The sequence below is a fragment of the Paraburkholderia kururiensis JCM 10599 = LMG 19447 genome (genome assembly GCF_003986935.1).
In the GTDB taxonomy this organism is placed as follows: domain Bacteria; phylum Pseudomonadota; class Gammaproteobacteria; order Burkholderiales; family Burkholderiaceae; genus Paraburkholderia; species Paraburkholderia kururiensis.
Genome location: NZ_RJZE01000002.1, coordinates 271,276 through 292,680, shown reverse-complemented (window position 1 = coordinate 292,680; position 21,405 = coordinate 271,276). Strand labels below are relative to the sequence as shown.

Annotated in this window: 18 protein-coding genes; 13 read left to right on the top strand and 5 right to left on the bottom strand. The window is 66.4% G+C overall.

What is annotated here, in order from left to right; genetic code table 11:
* Positions 1–6 precede the first annotated feature (6 nt).
* The gene (locus PKKP23_RS03425) at positions 7–465 is read left to right on the top strand and encodes a MarR family winged helix-turn-helix transcriptional regulator (protein WP_017777918.1); all 459 of its coding nucleotides are present in this window, start codon (positions 7–9) and stop codon (positions 463–465) included.
* Positions 466–487: 22 nt separating this feature from the next.
* On the opposite strand, the gene PKKP23_RS03420 is transcribed toward PKKP23_RS03425, so the two are convergent.
* Positions 488–1,246, bottom strand: a complete 759-nt coding sequence (locus tag PKKP23_RS03420) for an SDR family oxidoreductase (RefSeq protein WP_126875790.1) — start codon at positions 1,244–1,246, stop codon at positions 488–490.
* 95 nt (positions 1,247–1,341) lie between these two features.
* Here PKKP23_RS03420 and PKKP23_RS03415 point away from each other — a divergent pair, with 95 nt between their 5' ends.
* On the top strand, positions 1,342–2,271 hold the full coding sequence (locus tag PKKP23_RS03415; RefSeq protein WP_126875789.1) for an AraC family transcriptional regulator: 930 nt from the start codon (positions 1,342–1,344) through the stop codon (positions 2,269–2,271).
* An 18-nt stretch (positions 2,272–2,289) separates the two neighbouring features.
* On the opposite strand, the gene PKKP23_RS03410 is transcribed toward PKKP23_RS03415, so the two are convergent.
* On the bottom strand, positions 2,290–2,925 hold the full coding sequence (locus tag PKKP23_RS03410) for a LysE family translocator (protein WP_126875788.1): 636 nt from the start codon (positions 2,923–2,925) through the stop codon (positions 2,290–2,292).
* A gap of 83 nt (positions 2,926–3,008) precedes the next feature.
* Positions 3,009–3,647: an FMN-binding negative transcriptional regulator gene (locus PKKP23_RS03405; RefSeq protein ID WP_126875787.1), complete on the bottom strand. Its 639-nt coding sequence runs from the start codon at positions 3,645–3,647 to the stop codon at positions 3,009–3,011.
* A 245-nt stretch (positions 3,648–3,892) separates the two neighbouring features.
* Between PKKP23_RS03405 and PKKP23_RS03400 the strand changes: the two genes are divergently transcribed.
* The 6 genes from PKKP23_RS03400 (at position 3,893) to PKKP23_RS03375 (ending at position 9,211) form a co-directional block, all read left to right on the top strand.
* Positions 3,893–4,600 (top strand): c-type cytochrome, encoded by a 708-nt coding sequence (locus PKKP23_RS03400; protein WP_017777923.1) that lies wholly within the window; start codon positions 3,893–3,895, stop codon positions 4,598–4,600.
* A 77-nt stretch (positions 4,601–4,677) separates the two neighbouring features.
* Positions 4,678–5,961 carry a c-type cytochrome gene (locus PKKP23_RS03395; RefSeq protein WP_126875786.1) on the top strand — a complete coding sequence of 428 codons (1,284 nt, stop codon included), beginning with the start codon at positions 4,678–4,680 and terminating at the stop codon, positions 5,959–5,961.
* A gap of 9 nt (positions 5,962–5,970) precedes the next feature.
* Positions 5,971–6,171: a hypothetical protein gene (locus PKKP23_RS03390; RefSeq protein WP_026122072.1), complete on the top strand. Its 201-nt coding sequence runs from the start codon at positions 5,971–5,973 to the stop codon at positions 6,169–6,171.
* A 10-nt stretch (positions 6,172–6,181) separates the two neighbouring features.
* Positions 6,182–6,787 (top strand): cupredoxin domain-containing protein, encoded by a 606-nt coding sequence (locus tag PKKP23_RS03385; protein WP_240658710.1) that lies wholly within the window; start codon positions 6,182–6,184, stop codon positions 6,785–6,787.
* Positions 6,777–8,402 carry a b(o/a)3-type cytochrome-c oxidase subunit 1 gene (locus tag PKKP23_RS03380; RefSeq protein ID WP_126875785.1) on the top strand — a complete coding sequence of 542 codons (1,626 nt, stop codon included), beginning with the start codon at positions 6,777–6,779 and terminating at the stop codon, positions 8,400–8,402. Before PKKP23_RS03385 ends, PKKP23_RS03380 begins: the two co-directional genes overlap by 11 nt.
* Positions 8,399–9,211, top strand: coding sequence for a c-type cytochrome (locus PKKP23_RS03375; RefSeq protein WP_126875784.1), 813 nt, complete (start codon positions 8,399–8,401; stop codon positions 9,209–9,211). Before PKKP23_RS03380 ends, PKKP23_RS03375 begins: the two co-directional genes overlap by 4 nt.
* A gap of 19 nt (positions 9,212–9,230) precedes the next feature.
* Here PKKP23_RS03375 and PKKP23_RS03370 read toward each other — a convergent pair whose 3' ends face one another.
* Both PKKP23_RS03370 and PKKP23_RS03365 read right to left on the bottom strand, forming a co-directional pair.
* Positions 9,231–9,749, bottom strand: a complete 519-nt coding sequence (locus tag PKKP23_RS03370) for a chemotaxis protein CheW (protein ID WP_017777928.1) — start codon at positions 9,747–9,749, stop codon at positions 9,231–9,233.
* 34 nt (positions 9,750–9,783) lie between these two features.
* Complete coding sequence (locus PKKP23_RS03365) at positions 9,784–11,559, bottom strand: methyl-accepting chemotaxis protein (protein WP_126875783.1); 1,776 nt, start codon at positions 11,557–11,559, stop codon at positions 9,784–9,786.
* A 446-nt stretch (positions 11,560–12,005) separates the two neighbouring features.
* Here PKKP23_RS03365 and PKKP23_RS03360 point away from each other — a divergent pair, with 446 nt between their 5' ends.
* The 5 genes from PKKP23_RS03360 (at position 12,006) to PKKP23_RS03340 (ending at position 21,298) form a co-directional block, all read left to right on the top strand.
* A complete protein-coding gene (locus PKKP23_RS03360) occupies positions 12,006–13,772 on the top strand; it encodes a hybrid sensor histidine kinase/response regulator (RefSeq protein WP_126875782.1) in 1,767 nt (588 codons plus the stop codon).
* Entirely contained in the window at positions 13,769–17,368 is a 3,600-nt protein-coding gene (locus PKKP23_RS03355) for an ATP-binding protein (RefSeq protein WP_126875781.1), read from the top strand. The genes PKKP23_RS03360 and PKKP23_RS03355 overlap by 4 nt, the downstream gene beginning before the upstream one ends.
* Positions 17,361–18,608, top strand: a complete 1,248-nt coding sequence (locus tag PKKP23_RS03350; RefSeq protein ID WP_161978065.1) for an EAL domain-containing response regulator — start codon at positions 17,361–17,363, stop codon at positions 18,606–18,608. Before PKKP23_RS03355 ends, PKKP23_RS03350 begins: the two co-directional genes overlap by 8 nt.
* A gap of 13 nt (positions 18,609–18,621) precedes the next feature.
* A complete protein-coding gene (locus PKKP23_RS03345) occupies positions 18,622–19,503 on the top strand; it encodes a response regulator (RefSeq protein ID WP_126875779.1) in 882 nt (293 codons plus the stop codon).
* Positions 19,504–19,717: 214 nt separating this feature from the next.
* A complete protein-coding gene (locus PKKP23_RS03340) occupies positions 19,718–21,298 on the top strand; it encodes a methyl-accepting chemotaxis protein (protein WP_168724519.1) in 1,581 nt (526 codons plus the stop codon).
* The last annotated feature ends 107 nt before the right edge of the window (positions 21,299–21,405 follow it).

The following is a 21,405-nucleotide window of genomic DNA, read 5'->3' as shown; positions in this document are numbered from 1 at the left end:
TGCAACATGGCACACGCGAAAAAGCTTCCGAAGTCTCTTCCTTTCGAAACCACGCTGATGGTGCGCGACTGCTGCCTGTGTCTGCACATGCAGCGGGCAGCACGCAATCTTGCGCGCCTGTTCGACGAGGCGTTGCGCCCGTTCGATCTCACGAACGGGCAGTTCTCGCTTCTGATGTCGCTCAATCGGCCTCAGCCGCCGGCAATGAAAGACGTGGCGTCGCTGCTGGCAATGGATCGCACTACGCTAACGGCTGCGCTCAAGCCGCTGGAGCGGCGCGAACTGGTCGTCATCGAGCAGGACGCGCAGGACAGGCGCAGCCGTCGGCTTCGCTTGACGCCGGCGGGCGAGCAATTGCTCGCCCGCGCGTTCCCGGTGTGGCAGCAGACGCACACCGAAATCGAGAAGCCGTTCGCGCAAGGCGAGGTGGACAGGCTGCGCAATCACCTGCGGTCGCTTTCGTAACGGCAAGCGACGAAGAGGACGTTCACTGCGCCGCGAGCGCCGTTGCGATGGCATCGGCTCCGGCGGGCAGGCGCATCGGCGCGGCGGGATCGGTCACGGCGGTCCACACGGCTGCGGCGACGTCCTCGGCATACGTGACCGGCGTGCTCGTGTCGCGTATCGAGGCGAAGACGCCTTGCGTGAACGCGGCGTACGGCTCGGGCACATCTTCGCTCATCAGGCGGCGGGCGTTGTTGCCGAAGCTCGTGCTGGGCGAGCGTCCGGGCAGCACGAGCCGCACGCGCACATCGAAGGGCGCCAGCTCCAGCGCGAGCGATTCGGTGAACGCATTCACGGCCGCCTTGCTGCCCGTGTAGACCGAGAGCAGCGGCAACGGCTTCAGCGTCACGGTCGACGTCACGTTCACCACCACACCCGCACGCCGCTGCCGGAACTGTGGCAGCACGGCCTGCGTCATCGCAATGGTGCCGAGCGTGTTGGTCTCGTAGACGGTGCGGGCGTGGTTCAGATCGATTCCTTCCAGCGGTCCCGCCATGCCGACGCCGGCGTTGTTGACGAGCGCGTCGATCGGCCCGGCCGCTTCGATGCAACGCCGGATGCTCTCGATATCGGTTACGTCGAGCGGCAGCACGCGAAGCCGCTCCGACGCCGGCAGCAAGTCCTCTCGCGGCGTGCGCATCGTTGCGATAACGCGCCAGCCCTTGTCGAGGAAAAGCCGCGCGGTCTCAAGTCCGAAACCGGACGAGCAGCCGGTGATAAGAACGGTGGAAACAGGGGACATCGGGAACTCCATCGGTTGGCAATGCCTGTACGATAGCGGCCCGATTTCGGACGAACTATACTTCGAGATCCATTTCTTTGTTGAGATCGTCCAGAATGGTCGACCCCCTCGCCGAAGTCGTGTCGTTGTTGCAGCCAGGCGCGCCGTTCTCGAAACTCGTCGTGGCCTCCGCCACGTGGGCTGTGCGCCGCAGCGAGACCGGTCGTCCGTTTTATCTCGCCGTGCTCGAAGGCGGCTGCCGTCTGACCATAGACGGAGCGACAGGCAGCGAAACGATCACGCTCAACGAAGGCGACTTCGCCTTGCTTCCCGCCGCGCGCCGCTTCGCGACATCCAGCCTTAATGGGCCGCCGCCTGACGAAGGTGACGCCGTTGCTTCGCCCATCACGCCGATTCCCGGCGGCGCGCGCGTGGGCAATCCCGATGAGCCCGTCAACGTGCGCATGCTCGTGGGCCACTGCGTGTTCGGCTCGCCGGACTCTGCGCTGCTGGTTTCGCTTCTGCCGCAATGGGTGCACGTGCGCGGGGCGTCGCGCCTTTCCACGCTGGTTCAACTGGTGGGTGACGAATCGCGCGCAGACCGCCCGGCGCGCGAAATCGTGATGGCCCGGTTGCTCGAAGTGCTGCTGATCGAGGCGCTGCGCTCGACCGCGAGCACGGCGGCGTCACCTGGCCTCGTGCGCGGACTTGCCGATGCAAAGCTCGCGCTCGCGCTACGGCGCATGCACGAAGATCCCGCGCAGCCTTGGACCATCGCTCAACTGGCGCGCGAGGCCGCGATGTCGCGCTCGGCGTTCTTCGAACGCTTCAGCCGCGCGGTGGGTGTGGCGCCCATGGAATACCTGCTCACGTGGCGCATGGCGCTCGCGAAGCGGCTGCTGCGGCAACGGGACCGGTCGATTGCGGAGATCGCCGCCCATGTGGGCTATGGATCGGTGAGTGCCTTCGGCGTGGCGTTCACGCGGCACGTCGGCATGCCGCCCGGCCGCTATGCGCGAAGCGAGGTGGACGACGTGCCGGCCTGAGGCGGGCGCACGCGACGGTTATCGGGACGACCACGCCAGCAGCCGGATGCCGGCCACTCCGAACACGACCGCGAGGCATCCTTCCAGCACGCGGCGCGTCCTCACGTAAGCCGCTCTGGCCGTCGCGGTGGAAAACACGAGCGCATACGTGCTGAACACCACCATGCCGATCACCGCGCAGCCCGGCACCACGGCGTCGTGGGCAGGCCCCACGTGATTCGACGAGAGCGCGACGATCGACACCCAGACGAGAATCGCCTTCGGGTTCGTGAGATGCAGCAGCGCGCCTTTCGTGTAGAGCCGCTTCAGCGGCTCGGCCTGCGCGTCGCGCGGCGTGGCAGCGGGCTGTGCGGCGAGCGCAGTGCGCGCCGACTTGAAGGCGAGCCAGAGCAGATACACGCCGCCGAAAACCTTCACTGCGACGATGAATTGCGACCACGCAATCAGCGCGGCCGAGATGCCGGCTGTGGCCACCGTCGCCCAGAACATCGATCCGGAAATCACGCCCAGTGCGAAGGCGAGGGCGGCTTTGCGGCCATGATGCGCGGCAATGGACATGATCGCGAGATTGCTGGGCCCGGGGCTCGCGACGCCGACGAAATACGCCGTATAGGCGAGCAGCAGGTTGGCCGAAAAGAGCGTGTTGCCTGACATGGGGATCGGATCTCTTCGAATGAACAGCGTGATGCGACGTGGCCTGATATCGACGACGAACTACGCGATGCCCGCGCGCGGCGTCATCGGGATTTCCCGGCCGCCACTGCCAGCATGGCCTCGCCCAACTCTGTGTGGCCGCCTGCCTTGAGCGCCTCGCCCGCACCACGGACATCTTCCGCTTCCTTGTTCTGGCCGATCTTGCTCTTGCCCACGAGGCGCGTGATATCGATCTGCAGCCCGACAATCGACTTCAGCATGGTGTCGATATAGTCCGCCGGCGCATCGCCCATCTTCCAGGGCGCCGGTTGCGCCGCCTCGTGCGTGCGCGTGAGCCGGCCGACGAGTCCGCGCAGGAACCGTTCGTCGTCGAGCACCGTTATGCGTCCGTACGCGTGGACGACCCTGTAGTTCCACGTCGGCACCTGCTTGTGATGCACCTGCTTGCTCGGGTACCAGTTGGGCGAGATGTAGGCGTCGCCCGCGTGGAACATGACGAGCACCTCGTCGCCGTTCGCCACGTCCTGCCAGACCGGATTCGCTCTCGCCACGTGTGCGCGCAGCACGCCGAGCGGACCTTCGGCGGCAGCCAGCTCGAAGGGCAGGTGATTGGCGTCCAGCCCGCCTTTGCCGTGCGTAACGAGCGTGCCGAACGGATGTTGCGCGATGCGCGCATGCAGAACCTCGGTGCGAGGTTCGTCGAAATGGGCGGGTACGTACATGGCTCTTCCACGGATTGGGCTGCGGGATCGCAGGCGGCAATCCCGAGGCAATTCCGATTGTGGCGGCAAACCGGTTCGTCTCACAGAGCCAGTTTTGCCCGTTTCGACAGGGCCAGCCGCGCGCCTGCCCGCGGCACGTCCCTTGCTGCTTCGCGGCGCTTGCGGCGTATTCACTTTCAAACCTTTTACTTTCCGATTCATTGACTACAATCGTCGGACAGCCATAACAACGGGCATTGCCACCGATGCTGAGAAGAACCGCTGTTGCCATCCTGCTGTGCGTTTTCCCTTGGGGCTTCGTCTTCGGGCAGGGGACGTCTGCCGAGCGTGCGCCCGACACCCTGCAGGCGCGCGTGCTCGCGTGTGCGGCCTGTCATGGCAAAGAGGGCGAGGGTACCGATAACGATTACTTCCCGCGGCTTGCCGGCAAGCCGGCCGGCTATCTCTACAATCAGCTGACAGCGTTTCGCGATGGCCGCCGGCAATATCCGCCGATGAACTATCTGCTGGCGTATCTGCCCGACGCATATCTCAAAACCATCGCCGATTACTTCGCGCGCCAGCGTCCGCCATACCCGCCTGCTTCGACGCCGGCCGTGAGCCCGCAGCTACTGCGGCGCGGCCAGCAACTCGTGAAAGAGGGCGACCGCACGCGCAACATTCCGGCCTGCGCCGCCTGTCACGGCGCCGCGCTCACGGGCATGGACCCGGCCATTCCCGGCCTGCTCGGTCTGCATGCGCAATACATCAGCGCCCAGCTTGGCGCATGGCGCTACGGCACACGTAGCTCGATTGCGCCGGACTGCATGCACGACGTCGCCTCGCGTCTCGGCAACGACGACATCACGGCGGTTGCTGCCTGGCTCGCCGCATCGCCCGGGCCGGCGAATCCGGCGCCCGCGCCTGCGCGAAGCCTGAAGCTGCCCATCGCCTGCGGAAGCGAACCCCAATGACGGAGCCCACGGTGCGCATCCTGTTCTTTCCGTCCCCCCGGGTCTTGGGGTCCTTCCGGTCCTTTCCGGTTCGCCGCGTGGCGAAGACGCTGGCCGTTCGCCTCGGCGCCGCGCTCGCGCTGGGTGTCTGCGTGGGTTTCGGTGTGATAGCCAGCACGCCGCTCGCATTGGCGCAGGGCGGCTCCAGCCAGGCCGATGTCATCAAGCGCGGCGAATATCTGGCCCGTGCGGGCGACTGCATCGCCTGCCATACGAAGCCGAGCGACAAGCTCTTCGCGGGCGGCCGCGCCATGCCCACGCCGTTCGGCACGCTCTATTCGCCGAACATCACGCCCGACGACGAAACCGGCATCGGCCAATGGAGCGCCGACGAGTTCTATTCGATGATGCACACCGGCCGTTCGCGCGACGGCTCGCTGCTCTATCCCGCGATGCCCTACGCGGCCTATACGAAGGTCACGCGCGAAGACAGCGACGCGATCTTCGCGTATCTCAAGTCCGTGCCGCCCGTGAAGCAGCCGAACCGTCCGCACGAGATGCGCTTTCCCTACAACAACCGGCAATTGCTGCTCGGCTGGCGCACGCTGTATTTCCGCGAGGGCGAGTACAAGGCCGATCCTGCGAAGTCGGTGGAATGGAATCGAGGCGCGTATCTCGTGCAGGGCCTCGGGCACTGTTCCATGTGCCATACGGCGATCAACGCGCTGGGCGGCAGTTCGGAGTCGAAGGCCTTCGAAGGCGGGCTGATTCCCATGCAGGACTGGTACGCGCCGTCGCTCACGTCGAACCGCGAAGCGGGCCTCGGCGAATGGAGCATCGACGAGATCGCGGACCTGCTGCAAAAGGGCGTGTCGCGGCGCGGCGCTGTGTACGGTCCGATGGCCGAAGTGGTGTACGACAGCCTGCAATACCTTTCCGACGACGACGTGCGCGCCATGGCTGTCTATCTGAAGTCGCTGCCGCAGCACGGCGGCGAGGGCGCGGCTGCGGCAACTTCGGCGATGTCGCGCGACGAGCGCGATCTGCTCTTCAAGCTCGGCAGCAAGATCTACGACGCGCAGTGCGCCACCTGCCACGGCAAGAACGGCGAGGGCAAGCTGCCTGACTTCCCGCCGCTCGCGAATAACCAGTCCATCCAGATGACCTCGGCCGTGAATCCGATCCGCATGGTGCTCAACGGGGGTTACGCGCCGGGCACGGCGAAGAACCCGATGCCCTACGGCATGCCGCCGTTCGCCCAGTCGCTGTCCGACGACGAGGTAGCGGCGGTCGTCACGTTCATCCGCACGGCGTGGGGCAACCACGGCACGCCGGTGTCGGCCAAAGATGCCAATGCGCTGCGTTCGGCGCCGCTGTACTGAGGGGAAGCCATGAGCGAGTCGACTGGCGAACGAGTACCACCGGGGGCGGGCGGCCCGCGTCCCGCCGACGACGAAGGGCGCGTGGCCGACATCGTGCGCGCCGGCCCGAAAGGCGCCGTGGCGCTCGCCGGCATTGCGACGGCCATCGTGATTGCGCTCTGGTTCGCGTTCTACTTCCTCGTGTTCCTGCCTCGCGGCGTTATCCAGTAAACCTGCGCCCATGTCGAACGTCCCGAACACTCCAAACAGTCCGCTGCCGGGCCACGCCGACGGCCACGATGGCCACGATGGCCACGAGGTCGCGGCCCGCACCGAACGGCGCTGGGCCATCTTCGCGGTGGCCATTCTGCTGCTGCTCGTGGCGATGGTGGTCTTCACCGGCCTGCACTGGGCGATGATGCCGCCCTCGCGCGTCGAAACCATCGACCCCACCACGCTGCACGTCTCCGGCGAATTCGTGGAGAGCAATCTCGGCACGGCGCGCGAGGCGGACGGCTCGGTTACGGTCCGCATCGTCGCGCAGCAGTACTCGTTCACGCCGCAATGCATCCTCGTTCCCGCGCGTACGCCTGTGACGTTCCGCGCCACGAGCGCCGACGTCGTGCACGGTTTCCTGATTGCGGACACGAACATCAACTCGATGGTGGAGCCCGGCTACGTCGCGACGTTTCGCACCACGTTCAACGAACCGGCGGACCATCTGATGCCGTGCCACGAGTATTGCGGCACGGGCCACGAAGGCATGTGGGCACATGTGAAGGTGATCGATGCCGCCCAGTTCGACACACTCGCGGCCGGCGCGCGGAGGCTCAGCTGTGTTAAATAACCGACGACTCGTGCTCGCGCATTTCTGGTTTGCTTTCGCGACCTTCGGGGTGGCGTTGCTGCTGGGCGCCTGGCAGATGTACGTGCGCAGTCCGCTGCATGCATGGCTTTCGGCGCCGGAGCTGTACTACCGCTCGGTGACCGCGCACGGGTCCGTGATGGCCTACGTGTTTCCGACGCTGATCGCCATGGGCTTCGGCTACGCGATCACCGAACTTTCGCTCGAGCAAAGGCTCGTCGGCCGGCGCTGGGCGTGGGCGGGCTGGTGGCTCGTGGTGGTGGGCTCGATTGTGGCGATGGTGCCGGTGTCGCTCGGCCGTGCCTCGGTGCTCTACACGTTCTATCCGCCGATGATCGGCAGCCCCTTCTACTACATCGGCGTGGTGCTCGTGGTGGTGGGCTCGTGGATCTGGGTGGCGCTCATGTCCGTGAACCTGCATGTCTGGAAGAAGGCGAATCCGGGCAAGCCCGTGCCGCTGCCCATGTTCGCGAACGTCGCGGGCTCGTATCTCTGGGCCTGGACGGCGGTGGGCGCCGCCATCGAAATCCTGTTCCAGATTCTGCCCGTCGCGCTGGGCCTCACGTCCACCATCGACTCGGGTCTCGCGCGCGTGTTCTTTTCGTGGACGCTGCACGCCATCGTCTACTTCTGGCTCATGCCGGCCTATATCGCGTACTACACGCTCGTGCCGCGCGCCGTGGGCGGGCGGCTCTACAGCGACGAGATGGCGCGCATCTCGTTCATCCTGTTTCTCGTGGTGGCCATGCCGATCGGCATTCACCATCTCTTTGCCGATCCGCAGGTGGGCTCGGGCTTCAAGTTCCTGCAGTCGGTGTTCACCGCGCTCGTTGCGGTGCCCACGCTGCTCACCGTCTTCACGATCTGCGCCTCCGTGGAAATTGCGGGGCGGCTGCGCGGCGGCAAGGGTGTGTTCGGCTGGATACGCGCGCTGCCCTGGCACGAACCGATGATGCTGGCCGTGGCGTTCTCGTTCGTGATGCTGGGCTTTGGCGGGGCCGGCGGCCTCATCAACATGAGCTACCAGCTCGACTCGACCATTCACAACACGCAGTGGATCACGGGGCACTTCCACCTGATCTTCGGCGGCGCCATCGTCATCATGTACTTCGCGATTGCCTATGAACTGTGGCCGCAGTTGACGGGCCGTGCGCTCGCGAGCGTGCGCTTGATGCGCTGGCAGCTGTGGCTCTGGTTCATCGGCATGATGGTCACGACGTTCCCGTGGCATTACGCGGGCATTCTGGGCATGCCGCGCCGTATGGCGTTCTTCGACTACAGCAATCCCGCGATTGCGCCCGAGGCCATCACCGTCGTGATCTCGTTCTTCGGCGCGCTGATTCTGGTGGCCTCGGCGGTGCTGTTTTTCATCGTGCTCGCGCGGGGGCATCAGGGTGCCCCCGCGCCCGCGCGCAAGTTCGAGTTCAGCGTGGCCGTGCATCCGCCGCGCACGCTGCCGGTCGCGCTCAACAGCTTCGGGCTCTGGATCGCACTGATGATCGGCCTCACCGTGGTCAACTACGGCTATCCGATTGCGCAGCTGATGGTGCTGAAGCAGACCTCGGTGCCGGCCGTCTGGATGGGAGCGCAGCGATGAGCACGCCGCGGCCTCCCGAAGCGCGCCTCTTCTCGCTGCGCAACCCGTGGTTCACCGTGAGCGTGGGGCTCACGCTCGCGATTGCCGTCGTCTCCATCCTGATCGGGTTCGTGTGGCTGCCCTCGGCGCAGAAAGACCCGCAGTTCACGGGGCTCTGGAACGCGATCTGCAGCGCGGCCGGCGTGCCGCAGAAGTGGCTCGTCGAGCAGCCGGTGGTGTCGTCCGTGAAGACGAGCACGGCGGTGCTCACGCCGCAGACCTTCGCGGGCACGGATGCGCTTTCCATCGGGCGCGGCGCCACGCTCTCCCTGCGCTGCACGATGTGCCACGGCCCGCAGGGGCTCAGCTTTGCGAACTCGCCGAATCTGGCGGGCCAGTACGAGAGTGTGGTCTACAAGCAGTTGAAGGACTTCCAGAGCGGCGCGCGCGTGAACGCGGTGATGAGCCCGATGGCCGCCAATCTCAGCGATCAGGACATGAAGGACCTGGCGGCCTATTACGCGTCGCTGCCGCGCATGAACACCAGCACGGGCACGGCGGCCGCGCTGCCCATGCCCGCCATCGTCGCGACCGGCTCGCCCATGCGCAACATCGCGCCCTGTGCTTCGTGCCACGGCCCGGCGGACAACAAGCCGGGTGCGCCGTGGCTGGAAGGCGAGCCGCTCGTCTATATCCGCGCGCAATTGCTGGCATTCGCCGCGGGCGACCGTCACAACGACACGAGCGAGCAGATGCGCAACGTGGCGCGGCAGATGACGCGCGACGAGATCGAGGCGGCGGCGCGTTTTTATGCGGGGCAGCAGCCCTGAGCCGCAGCCTCGCGTGCCGTCAGGCAACGAGCCCGATATCTGCGGCTACGATGAGCTGTTCGATGTCGAGCAGGATCAGCATGCGCTCGCCGTCATCGCCCGCGACCGTGGCGAGATCCGTGATGAAGCTCGCATCCACCGACGCCCCGAAGGCCGGAGCCGGGCGACGGTTGCCGGGACCGAGTTCCAGCACGTCGCTTACCGCATCCACCACCACGCCCACCGTGCGGGCCGCCACGTTGAGCACGATGACGACCGTCGAGTCGTCGTAGTCCGCGCGTTCCAGCGCGAACTTCAGCCGCAGATCGACGATCGGCACGATCACGCCGCGCAGGTTGATTACGCCCTTCACGAACGGCGGTGCATTGGCGATGCGCGTGGGCTCGTCGTAGGAGCGAATTTCCTGCACGCGCAGGATGTCGATGCCGTACTCCTCGTTGCCGAGCCGGAACGTGACGAATTCCTGGGCGCCGGCTTCGGCCTCGGCAACTTCGCCGCGAGCGCGTGCGGGCAGCGCGGGTTCGACTACTGCATTCATGGTGTTCTCCTGAAGTGAAGCGGCACGGGGTGGATTAAAAGGTTTCCCAGTCGCGGCCCGTATCCGCGCTCGCGAGCGCCGGTGCAGCGGTGGGCCTGGCAGCCGGGGCAGGTTTCGATACCGCGGGTGGCGTGACGCGCGCACGGGTCGCCGCCGGCTTGCGCGCGGCGGGGCTTGCAGCGGTGCTTGCGGCTGATGCGTGCGTGGCCGAAGCGGTTCGACTGTGCCGGATGTCGTCACCCGAACTCAGCCGGAAGAACGATACGGCTTCGGTCAGTTGATGTCCCTGGTCTTCGAGCGACTTCGACGCCGCCGCCGCTTCCTCCACGAGCGCCGCGTTCTGCTGTGTGACTTCGTCCATCTGCGTGATCGCGATGTTGACCTGCTCGATGCCGCGGCTCTGTTCGGTGGAGGCCGCCGCGATCTCGCCCATGATGTCGGTCACGCGCGCCACGGCCTGGGTGACTTCGACCATGGTGCTGCCCGCGTCGTCGGCAAGACGGGACCCTTCCTGGATTTTCTGCACGGAGGCGGCAATCAGATCCTTGATTTCCTTCGCCGCGCTCGAGGAGCGTTGCGCAAGGCTGCGCACTTCGCTGGCCACCACGGCGAAGCCGCGGCCCTGCTCGCCGGCGCGCGCCGCTTCCACGGCGGCGTTGAGTGCGAGGATGTTGGTCTGGAACGCGATGCCTTCGATGATGCCGGTGATCTCCGCAATCTTCGACGAGCTGTGGCTGATGTCGGTCATGGTCTCCACGACCTGGCCCACCACGGTGCTGCCTTTGTGCGCGACCTCGGACGCATTGCCGGCCAGTGTGCTCGCCTGCTGCGCGTTCTCTGCGTTCTGACGCACGGTGGAGGTGAGTTCTTCCATGCTCGAAGCCGTTTCCTGCAGCGAAGACGCCTGCTGTTCCGTACGCGATGACAAATCCTGGTTGCCCGAAGCAATTTCGCTCGATCCGGTGGCGATGCTGTCGGCGGCGGTGCGGACCTGGGCGATCAATCGTACGAGGCTCGCCTGCATCTCGCCCATCGAGGCGAGCACACTGCCCTTCGGCGCACTTTGGGCACCCTGAACCGGGCTCAGGTCGCCGGCCGCGACGCGGCGGGTGACGTCGCCGAGATCGCCCGGCTCCGCGCCGAGTGCGCGCGTGAGCGAGCGTGTGATCAGCAATGCGGCGATGACGGCGGCGGCAACGGCGGCGAGGCTGATGCCGACGAGGAGGTTGCGCTGGCTGGCGTACTGTTCGGCCGACTCCTGCTTTTGCTGCGCGGCGCGAGCGCGCGCGAAGTTTCCGTAGGCGTCGGCAGCGGCGATGAGCTGGGCGAGCAGCGGGCGGCATTGGTTGTCGATCATCGTGACAGCCTGATCGCGCCGATTGTGCAGGGCGGCGTCGACGATCGCGAGCGCGACGGGACCGTACTGCGTTTCGATGCGGTCGATCTCGGCCACGAGGCTGCGCGCTTTTTCGGTCGCGCGAGCGTTGTTCGTCACCGCGTCCTTCAATTGGCGGAGCCGCGTCTGCACGTCCTCATGTGCCTGGGTGACCGCTGCCTTTTCGATGTCGATGTCGGCGGGCGTCGTCACGAGCACGAGATTGCGCACGGCGATCGCACGCCGATCCACTGCGGTGCGAACCTGCTCAACCAGTTGGGCGCGCGCACTGGCGCCGCTCACGTATTCGGCGAAGCGCTCGTTGGCGCTACCGAGCGCGTTCAGGGCAAGCCCCGAAACCAGCAGCACAAGGCCGGCCAGCAGGCCGAAGGTTAAGGTGAGCCTGGCGCGCACCGTCATTTGTCTGAAGTTCATGCGGTTTCCTCCGTGATTCGTATTGACCGATCTTTTGTTATGTCGTCCGAGGCGGGCGTTGCTGAACTGCGATGCATGCGCAAATCGTTTGCATCAGGGTTTGCACGAGGCTAATGGCCCGACATTCAATGAGCGTTGCCCGGCGGCTTTGCGTGCGGTTTTTTTTACACAGTGCGCGACGTGAGGAAAAAACCACGCAATGCGAAGATCGGAAGAAAGCTTAATGGAGCGTTTCCTGATCAGGCGAGAAGCGCCCAAACCCTTTTCCATCAAGGCCTGGAGAGGCTGCTTGAGGCATATCAAAAGGTCCGCGGAAGGGAACAGCTACGGTGAAGCGGCATTGGGCGCGAGCACATTGCTCTTATTGCCTGTCGAGCTATTCAGTTAATGACTGTGTGGTCGTTACTACACAGAAGACTTCAACAACGTACAAGCGACCATTTCCCATGAGCATACTGACCGTGCCATGCGCGAGCCCCCGCCTGGAGGAGGGTAACGCCGACCGCACACGCGACGCGCACGCGTCTGAAGCACGCCGGCAGGCGACGCTCGATTCTCTGAAAATACTTCATACATTGCCTGAGGACGCCTACGAACGGATCGTGCGGCGGGTGAGCGAATACTTCGATACGCCGGGTTGCCTGATTTCGTTTGCGACGCACAACCAGCAGTGGTTCAAGGCGAAGGTGGGTGTGACGATCGAAACGGCACCGCGCGAATCGTCTTTCTGCCAGGCGGCGCTCGAAACGGACGGCGTCTATGTGGTGCACGATGCCACGAAAAACCCGCGCTTTGCCGAACACCCGTTCGTCGTGGGTGAACCGGGAATCCGTTTCTATGCAGGCGTGGCGCTCGTGTTCGGCGAAGCGCAACGCATCGGCACGCTGTGCGTCATCGATACGAGGCCGCGCGTGTTCGGCCCGGCCGAAGCCGCGGCGCTCGAAGATTTGGCCGCGCTCGTGGTGGACGAGCTTCGTTTGCGCGCGCAGACGCTGCGTCTCGAAGCGGAACTGCAGCGCCAGCGTGAGGCGGAACAGGCCGCGCTCGCCTCGCAGAAAGCGCGTGCCGATTTCCTCGCCATGGTGACGCACGAGGTGCGCGCACCGCTCAACGCCATCGCGGGCGCCGTGTCGCTGATGTGCCAGCCGGGCGGCGCGGAGCCCGACGCATTCGCCGCCGAGGCGCTGCGCGATTCGACCGAGCACCTCATGCGCCTGCTCAACGAAGTGCTGGATCTCGCGAAGCTCGAAGCAACCGGCTTCACGTTCAACTACGAGCCCTTCGATCTGCGGCGCGAACTGCGCTGCGCCGTGGCGAGCGTGAAGGGGCAAACGTCGGCGAAGACGGTGAATCTCGAACTCGACATCGACGCGAGCGTGCCCGCAGCCGTGATGGGTGACCGCACGCGCATCGCGCAGGTCCTGATGAACCTGCTTTCCAACGCCATCAAGTTCACGGCGCAGGGCACCGTGACCGTGTCGGCCAGCACGCGCGCGCGTGACGATCAGGGCATCGATCTCGTCATCTCGGTCGCGGATACGGGCATCGGCATGGACACGTGTGTCGCCCACAAACTGTTCGGCAACTTCGAGCAGGTCGGCGCCGACGTGCGCACCCGCTATGGCGGCACGGGGCTGGGGCTTGCCATCTGCCGCAAGCTCGTTGCCGGCATGGGCGGCAAGATCGACGTGACGAGCGCGCCGGGTGCGGGCAGCACGTTCACCTGCACGATTCCCTCGGTGGCCGCGAACGACGCGGTGTCCACCCGTCGCACCCTGTCCACCCCGGCATGCACGTTCAGCCGCAGCGACCAGCTCGTGCTGATTGCCGATGACGACGACGTGAGCCGCAAGATCGGCCAGGCTCTGCTGAAGCGGCTCGGCTATCGCGTGGAAGCGGTATCGAACGGCCGCGATGCACTCGCCGCGCTGCGCACGAAGCCGTTCGACCTCGCCGTGCTCGACATCAACATGCCCGATCTCGACGGCGTCTCGCTTGCGCGCGAATTGCAGGCGCAGACCGAATTCGGCTCGCCGGTGCCGCTCGTGGCGCTCACGGGCGACGCGAGACCGCTCGACGATCCGCGCACCGCTGTCTTCGACGATTACCTCCTCAAGCCCGTGAGCCCCGAAGCGCTCGACCGTGCGATCGTCAACGTGCTCTCGCGCCGCGACTGTGCCGCGGCGCCGGCCTGCCTCGAGTCGAAAGCGTGATTGCGCCTGCCTCCTGCGCCGGCGAGGCTGTCGCCGCGAAGCCTTACCGACGCTGCATCGGATGGATCGGCACGACGGCGCTCGCCATGGGCGGCAGCAATCAGAGCCTGTTTCTGATCGCCGCGCTGTTCGCGGGCCAGGGCGATATTCCCGGGCAGGGCAGCGCCGCGGTCCCCTTGCTGATCGTGGGGCTGCTGCTCAGCTACGCGGCGCTGCCCGGCTGGATCGAACTCGTGATGATGTCGCCCCGGCGCGTGGGCGGCATTGCCGCGGCCTGCACCGAAGCATTCGCGCCGTATGGCCGCATTCTCTCGACACTCACGGGCACCTGCTACTGGTGGGGCTGGGTGCCCACGTGCGGGTTGACCGCGATTCTCTCGGCCACGGCGATCCACGAGTGGTACCTGCCCGACATTGCAGTGCCCGTGCTCGCCTGTTCGCTGGTCCTGTTGTTCACCGCCGTGAATCTGCTGGGCATTCGCTGGGTCACGCGGCTCGCGGTGCCCATCGCGACCTGTTCGGCCTTGCTCGCTTTCGTGTCGGCGCTTGCGCCGGTGCTCACGGGCGCAACCGACTGGCATCGCGCCGTCGACTTCCATCTCACCACGCCGTTTGCCGGCTGGTTCGGCAACGTCACGTCGTTGATGGCGGGGCTTTATCTGATCGGCTTCGCGGCGCCGGCTTTCGAAGCCGCGGCGTGCCACGTGGCCGAAACGCGCGACGCCGGGAAGAACGTGCCGCGCGCCATGAAGGCGAGCGCCGCGATGGCCTCCGTCTACTTCGTCGTGCTGCCGCTCGTGTGGCTCGGCACGCTGGGGCCGCAGCCGCTCGGCGGCGATCTGGGCCAGGTGCTCGGGCCCACGTTTGCGCCCGTGTTCGGGGCGCTGGCTAAATCGGCGGCCATCTGGTTCATGATGTTCAACATGTTCCACGGCACGATGCAGCCGCTCGCGGGCGCCGCACGCACGCTTTCGCAACTGGCCGACGACGGACTCGCGCCGCGCTTTCTCTCGACGCGCAATCGCAACGACGTGCCGGTCAACGCGACGCTCGTCACCGCGGGCTTCGCGATTGCGTTCCTGCTGATCGGCGATCCGATCTGGCTCGTGGCTGCGGCCAACTTCACGTACCTCATCGGCATCGCCGCGCCGAGCGTGGCCGTGTGGCTGCTTCGCCGCGACGCGCCGCACGCCGTGCGCGTCTATCGTGCGCCGCGCTACACCATCGGTCTGGGTCTCGCGGCGGCCTGCGTTTGGGCGGTGGCGACCGTGCTCGGCTTCGAGCAGTTCGGCTTGCCGACGGTCGTGTTCGGTCTTGCGATGGCGTATTCGGGCGCCGCCGCCTATGCGTGGCGACGGTGGGAAGACCGCCGGCGCGCGGGCCTGCCGGGCATTGCGCCGACGCTGCACCTGCGGCTCACGGGCGCGATGCTGCTCGTGCTCGCGCTGGACGGTGCCGGCTACATGCAGGCCGTGACACTCCTGCCCGCCACCCATCTGCACTGGCGCACCGTGCTCGAAGACATCTTCGTGATGGTGGCGATGCTCACCATCACGGTGGGCATCGTATTGCCCGGGGTGATCTCGCACTCGGCCGAGGAAATCAGCAAGGCCGCGAAAAAGCTGGCGACCGGTACGCTGCGCGATTTTTCCGCGGCCATGAGCGCGCTGGGACGCGGCGACCTGGATGCGGCGCACGCGGCCATCGACATCCACCGCGTGTACGTGCGTTCGCGCGACGAGATGGGCGAAATGGCCCACAGCTTCAACGCGATGCAGACGGAAGTGGCCAATGCGGCGGTGAGTCTCGTGGACGCGCGCGAAGGGCTGCGCAATGCTCGCGAACGTCTGACGGTGGCGAACCAATCGCTGCGGCAGAAGATTGTCGAACAGCAGCAGCTGGCCGAAGAACTGATGGCGGCGAAAACCGTCGCGGAAGTGGCGAACGCGGCGAAGAACCAGTTTCTCGCACGCATGAGCCACGAACTGCGCACGCCGCTCAACGGCGTGGTGGGCGCGGCCGATCTGCTGCTCGATCTCAACCAGACCGGCGAGCAGTACGCGCTGCTCATGAGCATTCGCGAGTCGGGTACGGCGCTCAAGAGCGTGATCGACCAGATTCTCGACGTGGCGGAGATCGGCGCGAACACGCTCAATATTCGGCGCGAGGCGTTCGACCCGATGGCGCTGCTCGACGCCGTCGCGGCGCACTATCGCCGGCAAGCCGAGGCGAAGGGCCTCACGCTGTTGCACCAGAGCTTCGGGCAAGCGTGCCGCGTGCTCTCCGACCCCGACCGCGTCGGGCAGATCGTGGCGAATCTGCTGTCGAATGCCATCAAGTTCACGGCAGAGGGCGGCGTGATGTTATCCACCGCGTTGTCCACCGCGCTGGCTGCCCGCGGCGTGGATGGCGCGGATGCCGCGGATGGCGTGGTGCTCACCATCGTCGTGAAAGATACGGGGCCGGGCATTGCGCACGGCGCGCGCGAGACGATTTTCGCGTCGTTCGCGCAGGCCGACGAAACGCGCACGCGCGAGCACGACGGCGCGGGCGTGGGCCTCTTCCTCGTACGCGAACTCGTCAAACGGCTGGACGGACAGATTCATCTCGACAGCGAGCCCGGCCGGGGGACCACCTTTACCGTCGTGCTGCCGTTCACGCTGGCCCAACATTCCTCTGCAGCCTCCACTCACGCACACGTGCCGTCCGCTGCACGCGACGAAGGCGCCCCCATGACATCCCACAATGATCCGCATGCGAGGGCCTTGCCGGCGCGCACGACGGTGCACGACGCGCCGCGTATCCTGCTGGCCGAAGACAACCCGACGAACCAGGCCGTGGCCATGGCTTCGCTGCGCCGGCTCGGGCTGGCCGCGCAACTGGCGGGCGACGGCGAAGAGGCGGTGCGGCTCTTCGGACAGCACCGCTTCGACCTCGTCCTCATGGACTGCCACATGCCGAAGATGGACGGCATTGCGGCGACCGCGGCCATCCGCACGCTCGAAGCCGCGCGCGGCACGGCCAGCGTGCCCATCATCGCGATCACGGCCGACATGACCTCGGCCAACGTCGTGCAATGTCGCTCCGTGGGCGTGACGGCGATCATGGCCAAGCCGTTCACGTTCGCGGACTTTTCCACGGTCGTGAAGGCGCATCTGAAGGACGGCGATCTGTCCGCTGCCGCGGGGACCCTGGCGGCCCCGGCGGCCATCTGCGAAGCGGTCCGCGCGGCGGCGGCCATCGACCATGCCTGCATCGACGCCTTGCGCGAACTCGCGGACGAAGACGGCCCCGACGTCGCGCTGGACATCGTCTCCACCTACCTCGACACGGCGTCGCAACAGGTGAGCGCATTACGCACGGCGCTGGAGGGGGGCGTCTGGATGGAAGTGGCGCGGCTCTCCCACACCCTTATGTCGAGCAGCGCCTACGTCGGCGCCATGGGCTTTTCGCGGCTCATGAAGGAGACCGGGCAGCAGGCGCGGGAGGGTCGGCCCGACGACCGGGACGCGGCCTCCGCCCATATCGGAGCCGTCTACACGTGCGTTCATGCGAGCCTTGCCGACCTTCTCGTTCATGGGGGCGCACATGATTGACGCGCCGACAGCCGGCAGTGAGTGGGCCGTGCTCATCATCGAAGACGATCCCGTGCAGCGCGGCACCATGCAAGCCATGGTGCGCAAGCTCGGCATGCGCTGTCTGACGGCGGCCACCCTGAGCGAGGCACGCACGCATCTGCAGAACGACGACGTGCGCATGGTGCTGCTCGATCTGCGTCTGCAGGACGGAACGAGCCTCGACGTGTTGCACTCGCTCGGCAACGATTCGGTGCCGCGCACCGTGATTCTCGCCAGCGGCTGCGACGAGCGCACGCGCAATGCGGTTTCGCGTATCGCCGAGGCGCGCGGCGTCCACGTGGCGGGTTCGCTGTGCAAGCCGATTTGCGAAGACCGCCTCGCCGCGCTGCTGCGCGCCGGGCGCGATGCCGCTGCCGTGGCGCAGCCCATCGACGACGCGCCCTGCCATTCCGACGATGTGCTGTCCGCGCTGACCGCCGGGCGCATCGTGCCGTACTTCCAGCCCCAGGTGTCGCTCAGCACGGGCCGGGTGGTGGGTGTCGAAGCGCTCGCGCGCTGGCAGTCGGACGAGCACGGCACTATTGGGCCTGAACGGTTCGTGTCCGTCATCGAAAGCATGGGGCAGGCGCGTGCGTTCACGGCGCTCATGCTGAAGGCGTCCCTTGCCGCGTGCGCGCGCTGGCGCGGCCGTTTTCCGGAGGTGAGCGTCGCGGTGAACGTGTCGCCTTCGGTGGTCGATGCGACGTTTGGCGATCTCGTCAGAGGCTGCCTGCTCGAGTCTGCGGTGCCGCCGTCGTCGCTCGTGCTCGAACTGACCGAGGGCAGCGCGCTCAGCGATTCCATTGCCGTGGGCAACGTGCTCACGGGCCTGCGCATCGACGGCGTGGGTTTGTCCATCGACGATTTCGGCACTGGCTATTCGTCAATGCTTTCGCTGCTGCGAATTCCGTTCAACGAAATGAAGCTGGACCGCGCGTTCGTGGGCAGCGCGTTGCACGACATGGACAGCGCGCGGATTCTCAGTGCGTTGATTACCCTGAGCCGCGAAATGGGTGTGACGACGGTGGCAGAGGGTATCGAGTCTGCCGACGTGCGCGACCGGCTGGCCGCCTACGGATGCTCGACGGGGCAGGGCTGGCTCTGGTCGGCGGCGCTGGACGAAGCGGCGCTGCATGCATGGCTCGACAACGCGGCGCAGTCGCCGGGCGCTGTAGCTGCCGCTGTCACGGCGACGGGGCGGCCGGAAGCATTGCATTGAAAGGAGATGCCAGATGAGAACTACCACTGCGGCCAGCACCACGCGCCACGCCACCACGAGGGCCACGGTGGAGACCGCTCCCATCGTGGACGCCGCTGATGCAGACCCGGCGGCGTACGGCGTCACGGGCGACACGCTAGGCCGGGTCGAAGCGGGGTGCGCTGCGGCCGGCATCGCGTCATGGCAGGCGCTCGTTGCGGCGGCCCGGCGCGGCACGGTCTTCAATGTCGCGTTCGCGGATCGGCGCCCCGCGGAATTCGTGCGCGAATTTTCGGCGCTCGTGCGAGCAAGCGGCTTGAAGTTTCGCGCGGACAGTTCGCTCGATCTGTTTCTCGGCGCGCCCACGTCTCTCGAACGCATGATCGATGGCGGCAGGAAGCCGCACGTCGTCGCGCTCGCGTCGCTCGGCGAAGTGGCGCAAGACGAGAGCGGCAGCGTGGCGCTCTCGGGCGCGCGCCGCTCGGCGGGCATCAGCTATGAACGCCGGCCACGGCCGCGTCCGCTCGCCGGCAAGTCGGTGATGGTGCTGGACGACGACGCCGTTTCGCGCAAGGTGCTCGCCGCGGCGCTCGAACGCGCGGGCTGCACGGTATCGGCGGTGGGCGAAGCGGAAGCGGCCTTCGCCCTGCTGAAAGAGACGCGCCCCGACGTGGTGGTGCTCGACATCGTGCTGGGCGGCACGCTGGACGGTTTCGACTTCTGCCGCGCGATGCGCTCGAACCCGCAATACGCGAACATTCCCGCGATCTTCGTGACGGGCCACACCGAAGCGCAATACCGCGATCGCGCCGCGGCGGTGCAGGCGTCGGCCTATTTCGACAAGCCCGTGAAGGCGAACCGCCTGTGTGCGGCCGTCACGCAGCTTTCGCAGGGCGGGCACGTCGAGATCGAATAGCCGTCCGGCGTTTCGGTTTCACCGTTTTTCGCGAGGAAAACGCGTGCCGCAATCGCGCGTTGCCAACTCTTCGGCAACGCGCGCGAAGGTCGACATTCAGAGATGGGCACCTCGCGTCTTGCAGCCGGCAGGCGTGGCGGGCGAGCGGGGTGCGGCAACGCGAAAAGAACAGCATCAGGCGATCTGCCTGCGCGGCAGAAGCGAAGGAGACGCAATGCGCAACAATCTTCCCGTCACGGGCTCGGAGTACGACTATCCGGCGTCGAGCATGCTGGTGTCGGCCACGAATCTTTCCAGTCACATCGAGTACTGCAATCCGGCCTTCATCGAGGTCTCGGGCTTTTCACGCGAGGAACTGATCGGCCAGCCGCACAACGTGATCCGGCATCCGGACATGCCGCCGCAGGCATTCGAAGACATGTGGGCGACCATCAAGGCCGGCCGCTCCTGGACGGCGCTCGTGAAGAACCGCCGCAAGAACGGCGACCATTACTGGGTGCGGGCCAACGTTACGCCGATCGTGCGGCACGGCGAAACGGTCGGCTATCTCAGTGTGCGTACACGACCCGAGCGTGCCGAGATTCGCGAAGCCGAGGCGCTTTATGCGCGTCTGCGCAGCGGCCATGCGAAGGGCGTGTGTCTGCGCGGTGGCCGCGTCGTGCATGTGGGCGCGCTCCATGCGCTCGACTTGTGGCGCGATGCGGGACTGCCTGCGCATATCTTCATGACGGGCGCAGTGGGCATGGCTGCCGTCGCATCGCTGTTCGCCTTCGCAGACCGGTTGTCGGGCGCGACGCTCGTGAGCGCCGCGCTCGCGATGGTCGCGGCCGGCACGTGGCTGCCGGCCTGCTTCGTGGCGAGGCGCGCGCAACGCCGCATTGCCGAAGTGGACCACATCGCGGCGCGCATGGCCGCGGGCGACCTCACGGTGGATGTGCCGGCCACCTCGGGCACGTGCACCAGCCAGACGTTGCGGGGACTCGCGCAGTTGCGCGTGAGCCTGGTTGCGATCGTCTCCGACGTGCGCACGCAGATCGAACAGATGAAGGTGGCTTCGCAGGAAATCGCCGGGGGCAACATGGATCTGTCGCGGCGTACCGAGGTGCAGGCGGCGTCGCTGGAGGAAACCGCGGCTTCGCTCGAGGAACTCACGGCCACCGTCAAGAGCAATTCCCACGCGGCGACCCAGGCGAACAGCATCGTGGAAAGCGCGCAGACCGCGACGCGCGGCGGGTGCGATGCGATCCGGCAGACGGAGTCCACCATGCAGGGCATCTCGCGTTCGTCCGACCAGATCCGCGCGATCGTCACGACGATCGACAGCATCGCGTTCCAGACCAACATCCTCGCGCTCAACGCGGCGGTGGAAGCGGCCCGTGCGGGCGAAACGGGCAAGGGCTTTGCCGTGGTGGCGGGCGAAGTGCGCGGACTCGCGCAACGCTGCGCAACGGCGGCGCGCGAAATCAAGGAGATCGTGGATACCAACGCGACCGTCGCACAGGCGGCGGGCGAGAGCGTTGCCGGGGCCGCGGGCCGCATGGTCGAAATCGAATCGAACATGCAGCGCGTGTATGCGATCGTCCAGGAAATCGCGAATGCCAGTGTCGAACAGTCTCAGGGCATCGACAGCATCAACAACTCGGTGGTGCAGCTGGACGATGCGACCCAGCAGAACGCGGCACTCGTCGAAGAGGGTGCCGCTACGGCCGAAAGCCTCACCAATCAGGCGAACGTACTGGACGAGGCGGTGCGCCTCTTTACCTTGCCGAACCAGGTGGCGGTGCGCTCGCGGTAGTCCCTTTTTAGTCCGCTTTTAGTCCCTTTTCGTCCGCGCCTTCGCGCCTGTGGGCGAGACGGCGTCGACGAACCATAAGGCGTCGGCGCGGCGGCCGGGCGTCCACA